The sequence below is a fragment of the Burkholderia sp. COPS genome (assembly GCF_019425585.1).
Classification (GTDB): domain Bacteria; phylum Pseudomonadota; class Gammaproteobacteria; order Burkholderiales; family Burkholderiaceae; genus Burkholderia; species Burkholderia cepacia.
The window spans coordinates 95,188-114,306 of the sequence record NZ_WIXR01000005.1 but is presented as its reverse complement, the minus strand read 5'-3'; the positions used below and the strand labels follow the sequence as shown (position 1 = coordinate 114,306).

Here is a 19,119-nt window from a genome sequence, read left to right as displayed (position 1 = left end):
CTGTCGACTTCGACCTCGACGGGCCTCTCGTCGGCCACCAGCTCGATCGGCTCCCTGTCCACCGGCCTGAGCAGCACGAACAGCTCGATCAGCTCGCTGTCGACCTCCACGTCGACCGGCCTCTCCTCGGCCACCAGCTCGATCACGTCACTGTCCACGTCGACCTCGACCGGCATCAGCTCGTTGTCCACCGGCCTGAGCAGCACGGACAGCACGATCCTGTCGCTGTCCACGTCGACGTCGACCGGTATCGGCTCGCTGTCCACCGGCCTGAGCAGCACGAACAGCAACGTGGCCTCGCTGTCGACTTCGACCTCGACCGCGATCAACGCCGCGAAGACGCACTACTACAGCGTCAACGACAACGGCACGCAGCAGGCCAACTACGACAACACGGGCGCCACCGGCACCAACGCCCTCGCCGCCGGCGTGAACGCCAGCGCGGCAGGCGCGAGCAGCGTGGCAGTCGGCGACGGTTCGAACGCGCAGTCGGCAGGCGCGGTCGCGATCGGCCAGAACGCATCGGCCACGGGCGGCAAGGCCGTGTCGATCGGCTCCGGCAACACGGCCACCGGCGACGGCGCGGTCGCGATCGGCGACCCGAGCATCGCGACGGGTACCGGCGCGGTCGCACTGGGCGCGAACGACACGGCGACCGGCAACGGCGCAGTGGCGCTCGGCAACGCGAACACCGCAACCGGTGCCAGCGCGCTCGCCCTCGGCAGCTCGAACCAGGCCACCGCGGACAACACGATCGCGCTGGGCAACCAGTCGACGGCCAGCGCCGTCGGTGCACAGGCCTACGGCTCGAGCGCCACGGCCAGCGCCGCCGACGCGCTCGCCCTGGGTTCGAACGCCACCGCGAACGTCGCCAACTCGATCGCACTCGGCGCGAATTCGGTCACGGCCCCGGCCGTCGGTACCTCCAGCGCCACGATCGGCGGCGTCACGTACTTCTTCGCGGGCAGCTCGCCGGTCGGCGTGGTGAGCGTCGGCGCACCGGGTGCGGAACGCCAGATCACGAACGTCGCCGCGGGCCGGATCTCGGCCAGCAGCACGGACGCGATCAACGGCAGCCAGCTCAACGCGACGAACAACGCGGTCAACGCGCTGTCGACGTCCACCGCATCGAACGTCGCATCGCTGTCGACCGGCATCAACTCGCTGTCGACGGGCCTGAGCACGACGAACAGCAACGTGGCCTCGCTGTCCACGTCGACCTCGACCGCGATCAACTCGCTGTCGACCGGCCTGAGCACGACGAACAGCAACGTCAACTCGCTGTCGACGTCGACCTCGACGGGCATCGGTTCGCTGTCCACCGGCCTGAGCACGACGAACAGCAACGTGGCCTCGCTGTCGACCGGCGTGAACAACATCAACAACACGTTGAACTCGCTGTCGACGACGATCAACAACAACACGACGCGCGCCGCCAACAACAACGGCATCGCGGCCGACATGAACGGCAAGGGCACCGACGTCCCGACCGTCACCGCCGGCTCGAACTCGGTGGCGATCGGCGCGAATTCGAACGACGGCGGTCGCTCGAACGTGGTGTCGGTCGGCAGCGACACGCAGCAGCGCCAGATCACGAACGTCGCGCCGGGTACGCAAGGCACCGACGCGGTGAACGTGAACCAGCTGACGCAAGTGCAGACGACGCTGTCGACGGCACTGTCGGGCCAGCAGGCGCAGATCAACTCGCTGGGTTCGCAACTGCAGCAGACCGACCAGATGGCGAAGCAGGGTATCGCGGCCGTCGGCGCGATGGCATCGATCCCGCAGCTCGATCGCGATGCCAACTTCGGGATGGGCGTGGGTACGTCGACCTTCCTCGGCCAGAAGGCGATGGCGGTCAACATGCAGGCGCGCATCACGGAGAACCTGAAGGCGTCGATCAACGGCGGCTTCAGCGGCGGTCAGAAGGTGATCGGCGCCGGCATGCTGTACCAGTGGAAGTAACGCGTCGCGCCGCCAGGCCGCCCGGCTCGCCAGCCGGACGGCCCGCGGCGGCCCCGACGGCCGGACGAGCCCGCCGCGCAACCCGGGGCGGGCTTCAGTCAACCCAAGTTTTGAGGATGTAACCGTGAACAAACTCGCTCTTGCGCTCGCGCTTTCCGCAACGGCCCTCGCCGCGTGCTCGACCGCATCCGGCCCGACCTTCAGCGCCTCCGAACTGCAGCCGCGCGACGGCGTGCGCACCTTCCAGGTGGACTGCCACGGCCTGCTGTCGGGCCCGGAGACCTGCATGAAGGCCGCCCGCAAGATCTGCGGCGAAGAGCCCGTGCGCGCTGTCGACTCTGCCCGCGCGCTGCGCGACAAATCCGATCCGGCCACGCTGATCTTCCAGTGCGGCGCGGCACCGGCCGAAGCGGCCCCGGCAGCCACGCCGGCGCCGGCGGCTGCCGTCGTCGAACAGGTCAACCTATCGGGCGACGCGCTGTTCGCCACCGACCACGCGACGCTCGCCCCGACCGCGCGCGAATCGCTCGACCGTTTGCTGAGCGAGCGCGCCGACCACACGTACTCGCAGGTGAGCGTCACCGGCTTTACGGATTCGGTGGGCAGCGACGACTACAATCTCGCGCTGTCGAAGCGCCGCGCCGAATCCGTCGCGGCATACCTGAAGGCACACGGCCTGAAGACCGATTCGCTGACGGTCTCGGGGCGCGGCAAGGCCGACCCGGTCGCGTCGAACGCGACGCCCGAAGGCCGCGCCAGCAACCGCCGCGTCGAAATCCGCCTGCAGCACTGAGCGGGCCGCCGCCGCGCGCGGCGCCCCGATCCGGCCGGCCGTCAGTGCCGCGCCGGCCCGCACCCGCCCCCCTGCCGGACGAGCCAGGCGCCGCTTCGCCGGCGCCCGGCTCGCATGGGCCGGCGGCTATGTCAAAGTTCGTCACGTCCCGCCAAAAACGGCGGTTTCCGTGCCACAATCGCCGCAGACAGTCGCCGGGGCAACCTGTCCGAATCACGCGCCGTGCCAGGCGTGCCCGATGACACGCCGGAAACCGGCTGCCGCCCTCGCGAACCAGGTCGCCCGATTCGCCCGCCGCGGCGCACCGGCGCAAATGCAACCATGACAATCCACGGCGCGCCGCTTCCAGGCCAGACGCTCGACGCGATGCCCGGACGCACGACGCCGCAGAGGAAACCAACCGGTGACGGACATCAATGAAGCCGCCTCGGGCGGCACCCGCAAGCAACGGCCGGCGGTCGGCATCTCGCTGTTTGCGCGCGACGGCCAGGCGATCTGGGAAAACGGCATCCACCAGAACATCGCGTTCCTCGCGATGATGCTCAAGCGCTCGGATCGCGTCGGCCCGGTCTACTTCCTGAACGGCGGCGACGCCAACGCGCTGCCGGCCGGCCTCGAACTCGACGGCCTCGACATCCCGCTCGTGAAACCCTCCGACGTCACGCACGAACTCGACGTCGTGATCGAAATGGGCGCGCAGCTGCCGGTGGAGTGGCTCCGGCACATGAAGGCGCTCGGCAAGAAAATCGCCGCGTTCTTCTGCGGGCACGTGTATGCCGGCCTGTGCGAAACCCCGATCTTCGGGAAACCGTCGGGACACGTCTTCAACGGCGCGCCGTTCGACGAGGTCTGGTTGCTGCCGCAATACGACAAGACCGCGGCGCCGATGCTGCGGACCATCCTGCGCGCGCCCGTCCACCTGATGCCGCACATCTGGTCGCCGTACTTCCTCGATCGGCGCATCGCCGCGCTCGCCGCGGAAGGCGCGACGTTCGGCTATCGGCCCGGCCGCCGCCCGTGGTACCTCGCGATGCTCGAGCCGAACATCTCGGTCGCCAAGTCCTGCCACTATCCGATGCTCGCGTGCGACGCGTTCTACCGTGCGCGTCCGGACGCGGTTCAGCACATGTTCGTCGTGAACTCGTTGCACATGAAGGAGCATCCGACCTTCGTGCACTTCGCGAACAGCCTCGATCTCGTGCGCCAGCACAAGGCGACCTTCGAGCCGCGCCTCGACCTGCCGGGCTTCATGGCGCGTCACGCGGATGCGGTCGTGTCGCACCACTGGGAAAACGGGCAGAACTATCTGTATTACGACGTGCTGTACGGCGGTTATCCGCTGATCCACAACTCGACGCTGATCGGCGACGCCGGTTATTACTACCCGGACTTCGATTCCGCCGCGGGCGGCCGCGCGCTGCTCGACGCGTGGCTGCATCACGACGAACGCCTCGACGACTACCGCGCGAAGGCCGGCCGGCTGCTGCAGTCGGTCTCGATCGACAACCCCGCGAACCTCGACGCGTTCGTTTCGCGTCTGGTCGCCTGAACCGGAGAATACGCATGTCGGACTCCAATGCCCGTCAAGCGCCCGGCGAGGGCAAGCGTCTCGTCGTCGGCGTGTCGCTGTTCGTGCGCGGCGCCGGCCAGTCGCTGTGGGAAAACGGCATCTTCCAGAACTGCCTGCTGCTGATCCTGCTGCTGCGCCAGTCGCCGCTCGTCGCGGAAGCCGTGATGGTGAACGGCGGCGAACAGGTCGCCGATCCGCAGATGATGCTCGGCGAATGGGACGTGCCGCTCCTGTCGATGGATGAAGCACTGCAGCGCTGCGACGTGCTGATCGAAATGAGCGCGCAGTTCGGCGCGGATTACCTGCGCGCGTTCCGCGAGCGCGGCGGCAAGGTCGTCACGATGCGGGTCGGCAACGACTACGTGATCGACATCGAACGCGCGATGTTCAACAAGCCGTCGGGTTTCCTGTTCTCGGGCGCGCCGTACGATGCCGTGTGGACGATTCCCGAATTCGAGCGCTCGTGCCTGCACTATTACCAGACGGGCCTGCGCGCGCCCGTCACGATCGTTCCGCACATCTGGCACCCGATGCTGTTCGACAAGGCGCGCGCGACACTCGGTGCCGGGCTGTCGTTCGGCTATGAACCCGGCAAGCCGCGCTGGCGCGTGACGATGTTCGAGCCGAACATTTGCATGGTGAAGACGAGCGTCATCCCGATGCTGGTGGCCGAGGAAGCGTATCGCGCGAAGCCCGATTTCCTCGAGTTCGTGCGCGTGTGCAACACGCTGCACCTGAAGGAACATGCGACGTTCGTCCATTTCGCGAAAAGCCTCGACATCGTGAACCACGGGATCACGACGTTCGAGAGCCGCTACGCGGTGTACGAGTTCATGGCCGCGTTCGGCGACGCGGTCGTGTCGCACACGTGGGAAAACGCGCAGAACTACCTGTACTACGAACTGTTGTACGGCGACTACCCGCTGATCCACAACTCGCCGTTCCTCGGCAAGGCCGGGTATTTCTATCCGGACTTCGACTGCCAGGCCGGCGGCCGCGCGTTGCTGAAGGCGTTCGCCGAGCACGACGCGAACCTGGAAGCGTACCGCGAGCAGTCGAAGCACGTGCTCAGCTCCGTGAGCATCTACAACCCCGAGAACGTCGCCGCCTATACGGACGCGATCGCCACCCTCTATCGCGACGCGTGACGCGCCGCCCTTTTCCGGACTCCGACATGACCGCACGCACGACCCTCACCCGCGCCAAATGGCTGATCGGCTGCGCCGTTGCATCGATCGCGATCGGCGCGCATGCGCAAGCCGACGGCGAATCGGCCGACGCGCTGCTCCGCGACTCGGACGCCGTGTTCAAGCAGCTCGACGCCGGCCAGTACAACGACGTGTGGACCGATGCCGCCGCGTTCGTGAAGGCACGCATCAAGCAGGACCAGTTCGCGTCGGACATGCAGCGTGCGCGCCAGTCGGTCGGCGCGGTCCGTCATCGCGGCTGGGCGCAGATCACGCGCATCCGCTACACCAACGCGTCGACGACACCCGACGGGCTCTACGCGAACGTCGATTACGCGACCACGCTGACGAGCGGCGCGACCATGTTCGAGAAGCTGAGTTTTCGCCGCGAGGATGACGGCCACTGGCGCCTGACCGGCTATGTGCCGCGCTCGTCGCAAAACTATACGCCGTAACCCGCGCAACGCCCGCACCACGGAGCCGTCATGAAACTCAATGTCGCGATAACGATGAACGTGCAGCGCGACGCGACGCAGTCGATCTGGTACAACGGCGCGAACCAGCACTGCGTGTACCTGTACATGCTGCTGAAGCAGTCGCCGCTGATCGGCGAGGTCTGGCTCGCGCACGACGAAGGCGTGACCGAGTATCCGCAGGCGCTGATGATGGACGCGTTCGGCGACGCGCTGCGGCCGCTGTCCGCCGTCGTCCACCAGACCGACCTGCTGATCGAGATGAACGCATTCGTCGACTCGACGCACACCGACGCCGTGCGCCGGCGCGGCGGCAAGTGCGTGTCGTACCGCTTCGGCAACGACTACGTGATCGCGGTCGAGACGATCAACTTCGAGAAGAACCAGTGGCGGCCGAACCCGCACCGCGTGCAGTTCGACGAGATCTGGACCAACCCGCAGCACATGCATACGTGCGCCGCGTATTTCAAGGCCGTGTACCGCGCGCCGGTGATCGAGCTGCCGCACATCTGGTCGCCGTATTTCATCGAGCGCAGCCTCGACGCCGATCCTGAACTGAAGGCGCGCTTCGGTTATCGGAACCACGGCCCCGCGAAACGCATCGCATTCTTCGAACCGAACCTGAACGTCGTGAAAAGCTCGATCGTGCCGATGCTCGCCGCCAACGCGTGTTACGTCGAGCATCCGGAGCTCGTCGAGCACGTGTACATGACCAACACGTTCGACAAGAAGGAAAACGTCGCCTTCAAGCATCTCGCGCTCGGGCTCGAGATGGTGCGCGACGGCAAGGCGACCGCCGACGTGCGCGCGCCGTTCGTCGCGTGGGCCGCGCATCACACCGACATCGTCGTGTCCCACCACTGGGAAAACGGCCTCAACTACCTGCTGTACGACGCGCTGTACGGCAACTACCCGCTCGTGCACAACTCGCCGTTCCTGCGCGACGTCGGTTATTACTATCCGGACTTCGAGATCTTCGATGCGGCGCGTGCGATCGCGACCGCCGCGCAGACGCACGACGCACGGCTCGACGAATACGCGGCCGCGGCACGCCGCTGCCTGCATCAGGTCGACACACTCGCCGCGCACAACGTCCACGCGTATTCCGCACAGATCCAGCAGTTGTTCGCCGGCCGCGCACTCGGCTGACCTTACTTCCCCTGCTCCCGCCCATGAATCAGACCGTCCGCAATTTCGTCGTGATCGATTCGATTCACGGTCCGTTCGTCATCAACCGGCACTGCGCGTACCAGGCCGAAGCATTGATCAAGACCGGGCGGCCGCACATCCAGGATGAGCTCGACACGATCCTGAAGGTGATCGACCAGTTGCCGGACGATGCGATCGCCGTGGACGGCGGCGCGAATGCGGGGCTCGTGTGCGTGCCGATCGCCCACCGGTTGCGTGCGCGCGGCGGCCGCGTGTACGCGTTCGAGCCGCAGCGCACGCTGTTCCATGCGCTCGGCGGCACCGTCGCGCTCAACCAGCTCGACAACGTCCATCTGCTGAACATGGGGCTTGCGGGCGCCAACGGCACGATGAAGGTGCCCGACGTCGACTACGGACAGGATGCCGACTTCGGCCAGGTGTCGCTCGTCGGCGCGCACGCGGAAGGCGGTACGCCGACACCGGTCGTCAGGCTCGACGCGCTCGGCCTGTCGCGGCTGGATTTCCTGAAGCTCGACGTCGAAGGCATGGAGATCGACGCGCTGCGCGGCGCGCGCCGCCTGATCGAGACGCACCTGCCCTGGTGCTGGGTCGAATACTGGAAAGTCGGCGAGGCGCCGATCATCGCCACCTTTGCCGGCCTCGACTACACGTTCTACCGGATGGACCCGCTGAACCTGCTTTGCGTGCCCAACGCGCGCTGGGACAGGCAGCGGCTGGTCATCTCGATCGAGCCGATCGCCGTCGCGTCGCCGGCCGACGTCGATGCGCCCCCCGACGCAGCCGTCGACACCGACGCGCCTGAAACGCACTGGAACCGCGCACTCGACCATGAGTCGCGCTGCGAGTGGGGGCACGCGATCGATCGCTGGCAACGCGCGCGCGGCCGCGGGCTCGACGACGATGCGATCGCGCTGCAACTCGCGTCGTGCTACGGCTTTGCCGGGGCACCCGACGCCGGGCTCGCGGCGCTCGAACGCTTCAGCGACGCGGACGCGTTGCCCGACGCGACGCGCGGCCGCCTCGAGCTGATGCGTTCGATGCTGCTGCTGCGTGCCGGCCGGCGCGACGAAGCGGCCCGCGCCACCATCGCGAGCGAAAACATCCTGACGGCCGCGCAGTTCGGGCTGCCGACGGAGCGGCTCTACCAGGGCCAGCCGCTGCAGGGCAAGCGGCTGCTGGTGCTCAGCTACGGCGGTGTCGGCGATCAGCTCCAGTACGCGCGCTACCTGCATGCGCTCGACACGCTCGGCTGCACGAGCGTGACCGTCGTCGTTCCGGACGCGCTGACGGGCCTGATGCGTCACACGTTCCCGCACATCGAATGCATCGGCGCGCACGGCGCGTGGATCGACACGTCGCAGATCGCACACGATTACTGGTGTTCGTTCCTGGTGCTCGCCGCGCAGTTCGGCTACGCGCCGGCACCCAAAGGATCGGCGGGCGCGTACCTGTCCTGCCCGCCCGGGCAGGCGGCCGCGTGGCGCGAGCGCGTGTCGCGCGACGGTCATGCCGCCGGCACGCGCCGCATCGGGCTCAACTGGCGCGGGCGCGACGACAGCGACGCGCGCTTCCATCGCGCGGCCAGCCTGCGCGACCTCGCGCCGCTGACGCGGCTGCACGGTCACGCCGCGTACTGCATCAACCGCGACCTGTCCGCGCAGTCCGAGCAATCGGACCTGCCGGTGACCTTCCCGCATCACGCGATCGGCGATTTCAGCGACCTGGCGGCACTGATGCTCGCGCTCGACGCCGTGGTGACCACCTGCACCGCGCATGTGCACCTCGCCGGCGCGCTCGGCGTGCCGGCCGTGCTGCTGCTCAGCCCGAAAGCCGACGCGCGCTGGGAAACCGGCTCGCGCACCGCTCTCTATCCGGGCGTCCGGATCGTGCGCGCCGCGCACGTCGGCCGATGGGACGACGCGGTCGACCGCGCGATGGCGTTCGTGCTCGGCGGATTCGGGAAGGATTGACCGGTATGGCGCGCGATCGGGCCGCTACACGAAAAGATGAGATCGACACGGGCCGCGCGCATCGCATCGCATCGCGCCGCGCCGGCGCCGGCGCCGGCGACCGGCGTGAACAGGCGCTAGACCAGCACCCGGTCGCCACTCTGCGCGGCGAACACACGGCCATGCCGCCGGCCCGTTCGCGCGAGCACGGCAAAGCAACGCGCCGCCGGCCGGCTGATGCCGCCGGATAACTTGACGAGGCTGTCGGACACACCACGCGCGATCGCCGAATCGTCGCCGCACGCGCCCGCGATGACACCCGCGTAATAGTGCCGCGCGGCCAGTTCGCGGCCGCCGGCGTCGAGCGGCGTCATCCGCTGGATGCGGCGCGCAATGGTTTTCAGTCCGTCGAGATACGGCCCGACGTCGATCGGCACTTCGGTCGATTCGGCGCCCAGCTGCCACAGCATGTCGGCCAGCTCGGCGATCGCGACGAGTTCGCGCGCACCGGCTGCCTGCGTGCCCGTTCCGCTTCCGGCCTTCGTCCCCGCCATGCCCATGCCCCTTTGCGATTCGTCCCGGCCACGCGCCGGCCACGCCCGACACCGGCGTGCGTCGTGCACGCCACCCCGCCTGTTTCCGCGCCGTCACGCGGCGGCCGGCGACCGCCATGAAAAACGGATGCCCTGCGCCCAGGCGACGCCGGCATCCACGATGATCTGCCGGTCGATCTCGCTCTCCACGCCTTCGACGACGACGTGCCGCGCACCTTCATGCGCGAACGCGATCAGCCTGCGGAACTGGTAGCGGCCGATCGCGTTGCGCTTGATCATCGACAGGATCGACCGGTCGAGCTTCACGATGTCGGGATTGCCGACCACCAGGTTGTTCAACGCGCTGAAACCCACCCCGAAATCGTCGATCGCGATGCGGCATCCGGTCTGCCGGAAGCGGTTCACGAACGAACGACCCGCGACGGGATTCAGCGGCCCCGTCTCCGTGATCTCGACCACCAGCCGCGCCGCGACCGACGGCTCGCGCTCGAGCCGCCTGAAGATGGCCAGCCACGCATCGTCGACGACCGCGCTCGCCGCCGCCACATTGCAGCCGTAGACGGCAGCCGGATCGGCGCGCAGCGCGTCGATCGTCCGGCCGACCACGAGCCGGTCGAACCATCGCATCAGCCCGAGCGCCTCGAGGCGCGGCAGGAACGCGACCGGCGGCAGCGCATCGCGCTCGCCCCACCGCAATCGCGCCAGGCATTCCTGGTACAGCACACCGCCCGACAGGTCGGCCCGGCACACGGGCTCTTGCGCGAACGCGAGCCGGCTCTCCACGAAACTGCGTACCGACGCGAGGTCGGGATGATCGTCGGGGGCGCCGAACACGAGATCGATTTCGTCACGATTCGCTTCCCGATTCGCCTCCTGGCGAGCTTCGACCGCATTCATCCGGCGCTCCGGCAAATGGCGAGCCGCCGATCGCGGCTCGACCTCAACAAACATGCGGAGCAAACCGATCATGACGTGCTCCGCCGCCTACCCGGCCCATCCTGTTATGTCGATCTTTTCCGGGGAGCGTACTTTTCGCTTCGGCGCGCCGTCAAATTCGATATTTTCAACGATATTCAGTTACTGGAATACACCACGCATGCGCAACACCGATTGTGCGACAGGTCACACTAACGCAAATTACATAAACACGATTCGGATATTGTTTATTCCATGCACCTAAACATTCTTGTCCGAATCAATTCCCGCGTAATCCGCATGCCTCGCAAATTCGAAAATCTTCAATTAATCAGATCAATACCGGCCCGCGAGGCAGCGCCCTCGCCCGCTGCCGGACTCGCCGTGAAGGCTGGCGGCCCGGCTTGCGCGTCGCCGCAAATCGGCTGCCGCACGTCATTCGATCATCGCAGCGCTCAATTTTCCCGTTTCAAACGGATTATTAAATTTCCAACCTGAATCAAGCCACCGTTAATCGATAATATCAATTTAAATCATATGACGATTATCGATCAAACCATTTTTAACAATCTTGAATACTTGTTAACCTATAAAATGATTTCCGACGGACTTCCCTCGGAGCCGTCAAATTCGTGCCTTCAAAAACCGTCGAACCGATCGGGTTCGGCGGTTTCTTTTTTAACGGCATTATTTCGTCAGACATTAGGGCGGGACAATCCCGATGGCGGGCCGCGGCGCAACGTGTGCGCCGCGAGAAAAACCGGGCCTTATGCGGCCGATGCGCCGACCAAGTTCGCGAGCAGGGCGTCGTATTCGGCGATGAGCGCGGGATTCGCCGACGTATAGCGGCTCAGGATGTCCCGCTGGCGCCGCGTGTACGCTTCCCAGTCGTCATCGTGCGTATGCAGCGCGCGCAACAGCGCATCGGCGCCCTGCTGCACGTCGTTGTCCGGATAGTAGTAGCCGAGTTCGGGCGCGAGGCTCGCGTTGTGCACGAGCGGATAGCCCTGCCAGCACACGTCGAAATAGAAATAGTTGAGCGGGTTCGACCATTGGTGCGACACGACGATATCGGTCAGGTCGGCCAGGAACAGCGGCGTATCGAAGCGCCCGACGAAACTCGCCTTGCCCGCGCGCACGATGTCCAGGTAGTTCATCAGCATCACGAACTCGGGGCTGTCGTGCGCGAGGCGATCGGCGTTCGTCACGTGCGTGAAGCAGATCGCATCCGGATCGCGGCGATACGCTTCGTCGATGATCAGCATCGGATACACGCAGAACTTCACGACGTCGTGGTTCGGCTCCATCACCGTCAGCCGCTTGCCCGGCTCGCTGCGCGGCCGGTATTCGCCGCGCTCCGGCAGCGACTGCGCGCGCGCGCTCAGGAACATCGGGTCCCACACGAACGGCACGACACGCCCGGGGCAGCGGCGCAGCGACTGCAGGAACGGCAGCGACGACGGCGCGATCTGCGGAATCGCCCACACCTCGTCGTAGCCGCGATTGATGAACAGCGAATCCCACAGCCGGCGGCCGAACAGAATCGATTCCATCGCGTTGACGTACTCGACGCCGCAGCAGTAACTGACGAGTTTCGCGCCGCGCGCCTTCAGGTAGGCCGTCTGCTCGCCGTCGATCTGCCCGCCGAGCTCGATCAACACGTCGAGCGCATCCTTCATCTCGGCGAATGCGCGCGTGTCGTACACGCTGCGATCCCACGGCAAGGCATCGGTGAGCGGTACGTCGGTGGTGTTGACCAGCGTCACGCGGTAGCCATGCGGCGACGCCATCAGCAGCTTCGCAAGAAACAGCGCGTTCTGCTTGATGCCGTTGATCCACATGCTTTCGTCAGGGGCACGCAGTCCGATCGTGATACCGATGCGCAGGCCGTTCAGGACAGGGGATGTCATCGTCGGCGGGATGGGAAGTTGGATGGGGATGGAATGGATGCAGTGTAGCGCGCGAAGCGCCGCCCGCGTCAAGCGGCGCACGCCGCCGGCCACCCGGCATTCTAGCGGAGTGCCCGCCGCATACTGTCAGGGATGGTCAGCGCCCGGCCGGCACACGCAGATCCGCGAGACGGTTGTGCGATACTCGTGCGACCCGCCGCGCCACCGGGTTGCCGGGCGGTATCGGCATCCAGGGTGGGCAGAAAACGGCTTCGCAGCAACACTGCGACATCGCTACGATCAATTTTACAAACCAGCGTTGACGGGAGGTCAAAGTGGAGCAGATCGGGTATTCGTGGCCAACCTTCGATCAACTCACGCAGTATCTGGTCAAGTCGATCAACCCGGGCAAGATTCTGGATATCGGGGCCGGGGGCGGGAAATACGGGCGCCTGCTCAGGAAGGTCGTGCCGGATTGCCGTATCACGGCGCTGGAATGTGACGAGGAGACCCATCCGTTCCTGATCGAGAACGGCTACGACGACATCATTTCCGGCGTCAGCGACACGCTGTACGAACGGTCCGGCGACTCGTACGACACGATCATCCTGGGCGATGTCATCGAGCACATGCGCCACTCCCACGGTCGCGATCTACTGGAGTTTCTCAACTATCGATCGCGATACATCATCATCTCGACCCCCGAGTGCATGCCGATGAGCAGCGCATCGTACTTCGAGAGCCACAACTCCGTGTGGCGGCCCGATTCATTCATGTGGCATGACTTCTGGGCCCATCAGCAATGCGGGATCATGCACTTCTACCTGCTCAGGGGGCACCTCGACTGGAACGCACCGCGCCTCGATTCTCTCGTGAACTCCGCCAATGCGTCGAGCCTGTTCAATACGCGCGCCAGCAACGAACGCGAGGCCGCCGACGAGAAATTGCTCCAGCCGGTCAACCTGACGCTCCATGATTCCCGGTACCTGGAAAAACTCGACGGCGATCAATACGCAGTTTTTCGCCCGATCTGATTTCGTGTACCCGACTGAAAAAGGCGCCGTGCGGCGCCTTTTTCGTTTCTGACATGCGCTCGTCGCGTGCCGGCTCGGAGCCGGCACGCATGGATTGCCGTCAGATCGCCGAGATCGTCGGCGCCACGGCGGCCGGGTCGGTGATGCTGGCCTTGCCGGTTTCGACGTGCCCCGCGATGCGGCGCATCCAGCCGGCGTTCCCGGCCACCGCGAACTGCAGGTCGTACCAGTGGCTGCTGCACGACAGATCCCAGTGCGCTTCGACGCGCTGCCCGGCCGGAACCGTCAACGTGCGCGGTGCGCCGCCGTACGCGACATCGGTCGCCGTGACCGTGAGCGTGCCGGTGCCCGCGTTGGCGATCGTCACGTACACGTCGCCGTTGGCCGTGTCGTAACACGGCGTGATTTCAGGCTTCGCGCCGGCATCCGCGGCGGCCGATCCGGCGAAGCGCCGGAAATAGCCGTTCGGCCCCCACACGCTCACCAGGTAGTTGCCGTTCGCATCGAGCGCCCACGTGTCGGTCAGCTGCTTGCCCGCCTCGACCGTGTAGCGGCGCGGCATCGCGGTGGGGTCGCCCGTATAGACCCAGAAATGCGCGCCCTGCGTGCCGGTGTTCGCGAACGTCAGCGCATAGCCTTGCGCCTGGAGCTGGCCGGTCACGTGCAATTCGTACGGCAGCGCACGCGCCGGCCGCGTGCCGGGCTCCTGTGCCGTCACGACCTGCTGCGCGGTGCTGGCCGGTGCGGTCTGCGACGACGCGCGCGAACATTGCAGGTCCGCCTGCGCGACATACGCCTGCGTGCTCGGCAGGGTCGGCAGCGTCGCATCCGATTTCGAGAAGTCGAGCGCCGACGTCAGGTCGCCGCAGATCGCGCGGCGCCACGGCGAGATGTTCGTTTCCATCACGCCGAAGCGCTTCTCGATGAATTGCAGCACCGATGTGTGATCGAAGACCTGCGAGCACACGAAGCCGCCCTTCGACCACGGCGAAACCACGAACATCGGCACGCGCGGGCCGAGGCCGTATGGCAGGTTGTCGGCCGTGTACGTACCCGTCTGCGTCGAGGTCACGACGTTGTGCCGCTCGAGCGACACGTCCACGGTGCTCATGCCGGAACCCGGCAGCGTCGGTGCCGACGGCGGCACGACGTGATCGAAGAAGCCGTCGTTCTCGTCGTACATGACGAGCAGGACGGTCTTGCTCCACACGTCCGGATTCGACGTCAGCGCATCGAGAATGGTCGACAGGTAATACGCGCCGTAAAGCGGTGTGAACTTCGGATGCTCCGAATACGCGGCGGGCGGCAGCAGCCACGATACCTGCGGCAGCGCGTTCGCCTGCACGTCGGCCTTCAGCTGCGTGATCGGGCGCGTGCTCATCCCGCGCGTCTGCAGCGACGAACCGGCCGGCGCATTCACGAAGTTGTTGAAGCACGCGAGCATGTTCGTGCCGTAGTTGCCGGTGAAGTTGTCGAACCCGGTGCCCTGCTGGTAGACCTGCCACGAGATGCCCGCTTTCTCGAGGCGCTCCGGATAAGTCGTCCAGCTGAAGGGCGGCAACTGGATCTTGTCGAACTGGTTGTCGATGTAGTCGGTGTTGTCGAGCAGCGGGCCGCCGCCCGTGCCGAGCGGGTCGACCATGCCCGTCATCAGGTACATGCGGTTCGGGTGCGTGTTGCCCGGGATCGAGCAGAAGTAGTTGTCGCACACGGTGAACGCATCCGCGAGCGCGTAATGGAACGGGATGTCGTCGCGGACGTGGTAGCCCATCGTCATGTTGGACTTCTGCACCGCCCACTGGTCGGCACGGCCGTTGTCGATCGCGCCGTGCGTCGTCGCCCACGTATGCGGCAGGCCGCCGATGCACTGCGCGTTAACGCCCGGGTTGGTCGTGTCGTAGCGGAACGGCGCGATCACGCTCGTCTTGTCCTCCTGCCGCGGCTGGAACCACACCGGCTTGCCGTTCGGCAGCGTGACCGGGAAGCGGTCGTTGTAGCCGCGCACGCCGCTCAGGTGACCGAGGTAGTGGTCGAACGAGCGGTTTTCCTGCATGAACACGACGATGTGCTGCACATCCTGGATCGTGCCCGTCACGGTATTCGGCTCGATCGCCAGCGCCTTGCGGATCGATTCGGGAAGCAGTGCGGTGGCGGCGGTCGCGCCGGCGAGGCCGGCGGAGAACTTCAGAAAATCGCGTCGCGAATGGGTGGCCATGCTGGTTGCTCTTGATTGGATTTCTGGTGGAAACAGCCGGGATCAGGAAGCGGGCGAGGAGGCAGGCGCGGTGAAACCGGGCGGGCAGTGCATCTGCGCGGTGGCGACCACGCCGCCGCCGCATGCGGCCTTCTGCTGCGCCACAGGTGCGGCGGGTGCGGTCAGGTCGTCGTTGCAGGCACCGAGGAGTGCGGTCAGCGCGATCAGGCCAACGACCGCGAAAGGCCGTAGGGCCGACTTTCGCATAACGTCTCTCCGTGGATGTGATGACTCGACACAGGCGCGGGTGCGCACCGGTCGTGTCGACGGCGAGATGCTAATTATCACGTGTTACACGACGGTGTCGTGCAAGGAGGCGCGCCGCGTGCACGCAAGGGGCGCGCATGTCGCGGCGGAGAGGATTACGAGAGGTTGACGTAATGCAATCGAAAGATTCGCATTGCTTCGTTTTTGCCGAAGCGATCGAAGCGAACCTGTCGCGGTGTCGGTCGAGCAACGCACCACGACGCCTGTATTACGGGCCGGCAGCCGCGGCGGCCGGCCCGCATATCGCGAAACCGGCGCCGCTCAGCCTTCCGCCATCATCAGCAACTGCGCGCCATCCGAAACCTGGTCGCCGACGCCGTACAGCACTTCCGCGACGACGCCCGCGCTCGGCGCGCCGATCGTGTGCTCCATCTTCATCGCTTCCATCACGATCAGCGGCGTGCCCGCCTCGACCTTCTGGCCCGGCTCGACCAGCACCGCGATCACCTTGCCGGGCATCGGCGCGGTCAGGCGGCCGCCGCCCTGCTCCGCATCACCCGCATGCGCGAGCAGGTTGCGCCATTCGAACGTCTCGGCCGCGCCTTGCGAGAACACGTGGAAGGTGTCGCCGTCCGCATACACGCGGCCGCTGCTGCGTACGCCGCCGAGCGTCACGTCGAAATCGAGCGGCGTGGCGCCACGCGTCCACGTGAACGGTTGCGCGGCCGCGCCGCCGGTCGCGAGGCGCGCGACAGCGCCGTCGTCCTCGTACGTGACCGTCACGTCCGCTTCGCGCTCGGCCGCATGCCAGTCGAGCGTGCGGCGATAGCCGCCGTTCAGCCGCCAGTCCGGCAGCGCGCCCCACGGCGACGAACCCTGCGCGGCCGCGCCGCGTTCGCGCGCGAGCAGCGCCGCGCATGCGAGCGCGAGCATCGCGCGCGGCGGCTCTTGCGGCGCGAACAGCGCATCGTGATTGCGCTCGATCAGGCCCGTGTCGAGATCGGCCGTCGCGAACGGCTCGCACGCGACGATCCGCTGCAGGAACGCGGCATTCGTGTGCAGGCCGACCACTTCGCATGCACGCAGCGCGCGCAGCATCAGGCCCAGTGCTTCCGCGCGGTCCGCGCCGTGGACGATCAGCTTCGCGATCATCGGATCGTAGAACGGCGTGATCGCATCGCCTTCGCGCACGCCGCTGTCGACGCGCACCGATGCGCCGATCGCGAACTCGACGCCGGCCGGCAGCCGCAGGTGCTTCAGCGTGCCCGTGGACGGCAGGAAACCGCGCGCCGGGTTCTCCGCATAAAGGCGCGCCTCGAGCGCGTGACCCTGCACGCGCAGTTCGTCCTGCTGCAGCGGCAGCGGCTCGCCGGATGCGACACGCAGTTGCCATTCGACGAGATCGAGCCCGGTGACCATCTCGGTGACCGGATGCTCGACCTGCAGGCGCGTGTTCATTTCCATGAAGTAGAACGCGTCGCCCGTCATGATGAATTCGACGGTGCCCGCGCCGACATAACCGACCGCGCGCGCGGCCGCGACGGCCGCTTCGCCCATCGCCTGGCGCACGTCGTCGTGCAGGCCCGGCGCCGGCGCTTCCTCGAGCACCTTCTGGTGACGGCGCTGCACCGAGCAGTCGCGGTCGAACAGGTACACGGTATTGCCGTGCGTGTCGCCGAACACCTGCACCTCGACGTGACGCGGGCGCGTCAGGTATTTCTCGATCAGCACGCGGTCGTTGCCGAAGCTGCTCGCGGCTTCGCGCTGGCACGACGCGAGCGCCGCGGGGAAATCGTCGGAGCGCTCGACCACGCGCATCCCCTTGCCGCCGCCGCCCGCGCTCGCCTTCAACAGCACCGGGTAGCCGATCGCGTCGGCTTCGCGATGCAGGTTGGCCGCATCCTGGTCGTCGCCGTGATAACCGGGCACGAGCGGCACGGCGGCCGCGTGCATCAGCGCCTTCGCGGCGGCCTTCGAGCCCATCGCCGCGATCGCGTCGACCGGCGGCCCGATGAAGACGATGCCGGCCGCTTCGCACGCATGCGCAAAATCTTCGTTCTCCGACAGGAATCCGTAGCCGGGATGGATCGCCTGCGCGCCGGTTGCGCGCGCGGCTTCGATGATGCGCTCGATGCGCAGGTAGCTGTCCGCGGCGGCCGAGCCGCCGATGTGCACGGCTTCGTCGCACGCGGCCACGTGTTTCGCGTTCGCGTCCGCGTCGGAATAGACGGCGACGCTCGCGATCCCGAGACGTTTGCACGTCGCGGCGACGCGGCACGCGATTTCGCCGCGGTTGGCGATCAGAATCTTGTCGAACATGGCTTCGGTGTCGTCCGGAAAGTTAGGGGCACGCCGTCATTCACGCCACGAAGGCGTGCGTTTCTCGAGAAAGGACGCGATCCCTTCGCGCGCTTCCGCGCCGGCCCGGGTTCGCGCGATCCAGTCGGCGGTCTGCTCAATCAGCGCCGCGTCGAGCGCGCGGCCGGCCACGTCGGCAACGAGCCGCTTGCATGCGCGCACCGCGTCGGGGCCGTTCGCGACGAGCGTCGCGGCCAGCTTCGCGACGGTTTCGTCGAGCGCATCGGCCGGTACCGCTTCGTGAATGAAGCCGAGCGACGCCGCGCGCGTGCTGTCGAACACCTCGGCCGTCGTGAAGTAACGGCGCGCCGCGCGCTCGCCCATCGCGCGCACCACGTACGGCGCGATCGTCGCGGGGATCAGCCCGAGCCGCGCTTCCGACAGGCAGAACTTCACGCCGTCGGCGGCAATCGCGATGTCGGCAGCGGCCACCAGGCCCACGCCGCCCGCGTAGGCATCGCCGTGCACGCGGGCGATCACCGGCTTGCCGCAGCGATGGATCGCCTCGAGCATGCGCGCGAGCTTGCGCGCATCGGCGCGGTTCTCGTCGTCCGAGTAACCGGCCATCTTCTTCATCCAGTTCAGGTCCGCGCCCGCGCAGAACGCGGCGCCTTCCGCGGCGAGCACGATCGCGCGCACGCCTTCATGCGCGTCGAGCCATTCGAACGCGGTGGTCAGCTCGGCGATCGTCGTCTCGTTGAACGCGTTGCGCACGTCGGGGCGCGCGAGCGTGACGGTCGCCACGCGGCCGGCTTCGCTTACCTTGATCGTTTCGTATCGCATCGGTCAGCCCTCCCGGCC

The 19,119-nt window shown here is 66.7% G+C and carries 15 protein-coding genes; 8 read left to right on the top strand and 7 right to left on the bottom strand.

Annotated features, from left to right (window positions below):
* From FOZ70_RS04110 to FOZ70_RS04080, 7 genes are all read left to right on the top strand, one after another.
* On the top strand, positions 1–1,965 hold a 1,965-nt coding region (locus FOZ70_RS04110; protein ID WP_219704997.1), incomplete at its 5' end, for a YadA-like family protein.
* Between the two features lie 124 nt (positions 1,966–2,089).
* Positions 2,090–2,758, top strand: coding sequence for an OmpA family protein (locus FOZ70_RS04105; protein WP_021164373.1), 669 nt, complete (start codon positions 2,090–2,092; stop codon positions 2,756–2,758).
* 403 nt (positions 2,759–3,161) lie between these two features.
* A complete protein-coding gene (locus FOZ70_RS04100; protein ID WP_048025465.1) occupies positions 3,162–4,307 on the top strand; it encodes a DUF2827 domain-containing protein in 1,146 nt (381 codons plus the stop codon).
* 14 nt (positions 4,308–4,321) lie between these two features.
* On the top strand, positions 4,322–5,476 hold the full coding sequence (locus tag FOZ70_RS04095) for a DUF2827 domain-containing protein (protein ID WP_048025464.1): 1,155 nt from the start codon (positions 4,322–4,324) through the stop codon (positions 5,474–5,476).
* Between the two features lie 26 nt (positions 5,477–5,502).
* Positions 5,503–5,970, top strand: coding sequence for a DUF4019 domain-containing protein (locus tag FOZ70_RS04090; RefSeq protein ID WP_021163030.1), 468 nt, complete (start codon positions 5,503–5,505; stop codon positions 5,968–5,970).
* 30 nt (positions 5,971–6,000) lie between these two features.
* Positions 6,001–7,137 (top strand): DUF2827 family protein, encoded by a 1,137-nt coding sequence (locus FOZ70_RS04085; RefSeq protein ID WP_219704996.1) that lies wholly within the window; start codon positions 6,001–6,003, stop codon positions 7,135–7,137.
* A 23-nt stretch (positions 7,138–7,160) separates the two neighbouring features.
* The gene (locus FOZ70_RS04080) at positions 7,161–9,128 is read left to right on the top strand and encodes an FkbM family methyltransferase (RefSeq protein WP_219704995.1); all 1,968 of its coding nucleotides are present in this window, start codon (positions 7,161–7,163) and stop codon (positions 9,126–9,128) included.
* Positions 9,129–9,244: 116 nt separating this feature from the next.
* Here FOZ70_RS04080 and FOZ70_RS04075 read toward each other — a convergent pair whose 3' ends face one another.
* The 3 genes from FOZ70_RS04075 to FOZ70_RS04065 all read right to left on the bottom strand — a co-directional run bounded on the left by FOZ70_RS04075 (position 9,245) and on the right by FOZ70_RS04065 (position 12,486).
* Positions 9,245–9,661, bottom strand: a complete 417-nt coding sequence (locus FOZ70_RS04075; protein ID WP_219704994.1) for a hypothetical protein — start codon at positions 9,659–9,661, stop codon at positions 9,245–9,247.
* A gap of 93 nt (positions 9,662–9,754) precedes the next feature.
* Positions 9,755–10,558: an EAL domain-containing protein gene (locus tag FOZ70_RS04070; protein WP_027790583.1), complete on the bottom strand. Its 804-nt coding sequence runs from the start codon at positions 10,556–10,558 to the stop codon at positions 9,755–9,757.
* 785 nt (positions 10,559–11,343) lie between these two features.
* Positions 11,344–12,486: a DUF2827 domain-containing protein gene (locus FOZ70_RS04065; protein WP_060277981.1), complete on the bottom strand. Its 1,143-nt coding sequence runs from the start codon at positions 12,484–12,486 to the stop codon at positions 11,344–11,346.
* Positions 12,487–12,800: 314 nt separating this feature from the next.
* On the opposite strand from FOZ70_RS04065, the gene FOZ70_RS04060 reads away from it, so the two are divergent.
* The gene (locus tag FOZ70_RS04060; protein WP_021163023.1) at positions 12,801–13,499 is read left to right on the top strand and encodes a methyltransferase domain-containing protein; all 699 of its coding nucleotides are present in this window, start codon (positions 12,801–12,803) and stop codon (positions 13,497–13,499) included.
* A gap of 100 nt (positions 13,500–13,599) precedes the next feature.
* Here the strand turns inward: FOZ70_RS04060 and FOZ70_RS04055 are convergent, their stop codons facing one another.
* The 4 genes from FOZ70_RS04055 to FOZ70_RS04040 all read right to left on the bottom strand — a co-directional run bounded on the left by FOZ70_RS04055 (position 13,600) and on the right by FOZ70_RS04040 (position 19,101).
* The gene (locus tag FOZ70_RS04055) at positions 13,600–15,714 is read right to left on the bottom strand and encodes a phospholipase C, phosphocholine-specific (protein WP_219704993.1); all 2,115 of its coding nucleotides are present in this window, start codon (positions 15,712–15,714) and stop codon (positions 13,600–13,602) included.
* Positions 15,715–15,756: 42 nt separating this feature from the next.
* Positions 15,757–15,960 carry a hypothetical protein gene (locus FOZ70_RS04050; RefSeq protein WP_021163021.1) on the bottom strand — a complete coding sequence of 68 codons (204 nt, stop codon included), beginning with the start codon at positions 15,958–15,960 and terminating at the stop codon, positions 15,757–15,759.
* Positions 15,961–16,281: 321 nt separating this feature from the next.
* Positions 16,282–18,279: an acetyl/propionyl/methylcrotonyl-CoA carboxylase subunit alpha gene (locus tag FOZ70_RS04045; RefSeq protein ID WP_048025458.1), complete on the bottom strand. Its 1,998-nt coding sequence runs from the start codon at positions 18,277–18,279 to the stop codon at positions 16,282–16,284.
* Between the two features lie 36 nt (positions 18,280–18,315).
* The gene (locus FOZ70_RS04040) at positions 18,316–19,101 is read right to left on the bottom strand and encodes an enoyl-CoA hydratase/isomerase family protein (RefSeq protein WP_059496512.1); all 786 of its coding nucleotides are present in this window, start codon (positions 19,099–19,101) and stop codon (positions 18,316–18,318) included.
* Between the last annotated feature and the right edge of the window lie 18 nt (positions 19,102–19,119).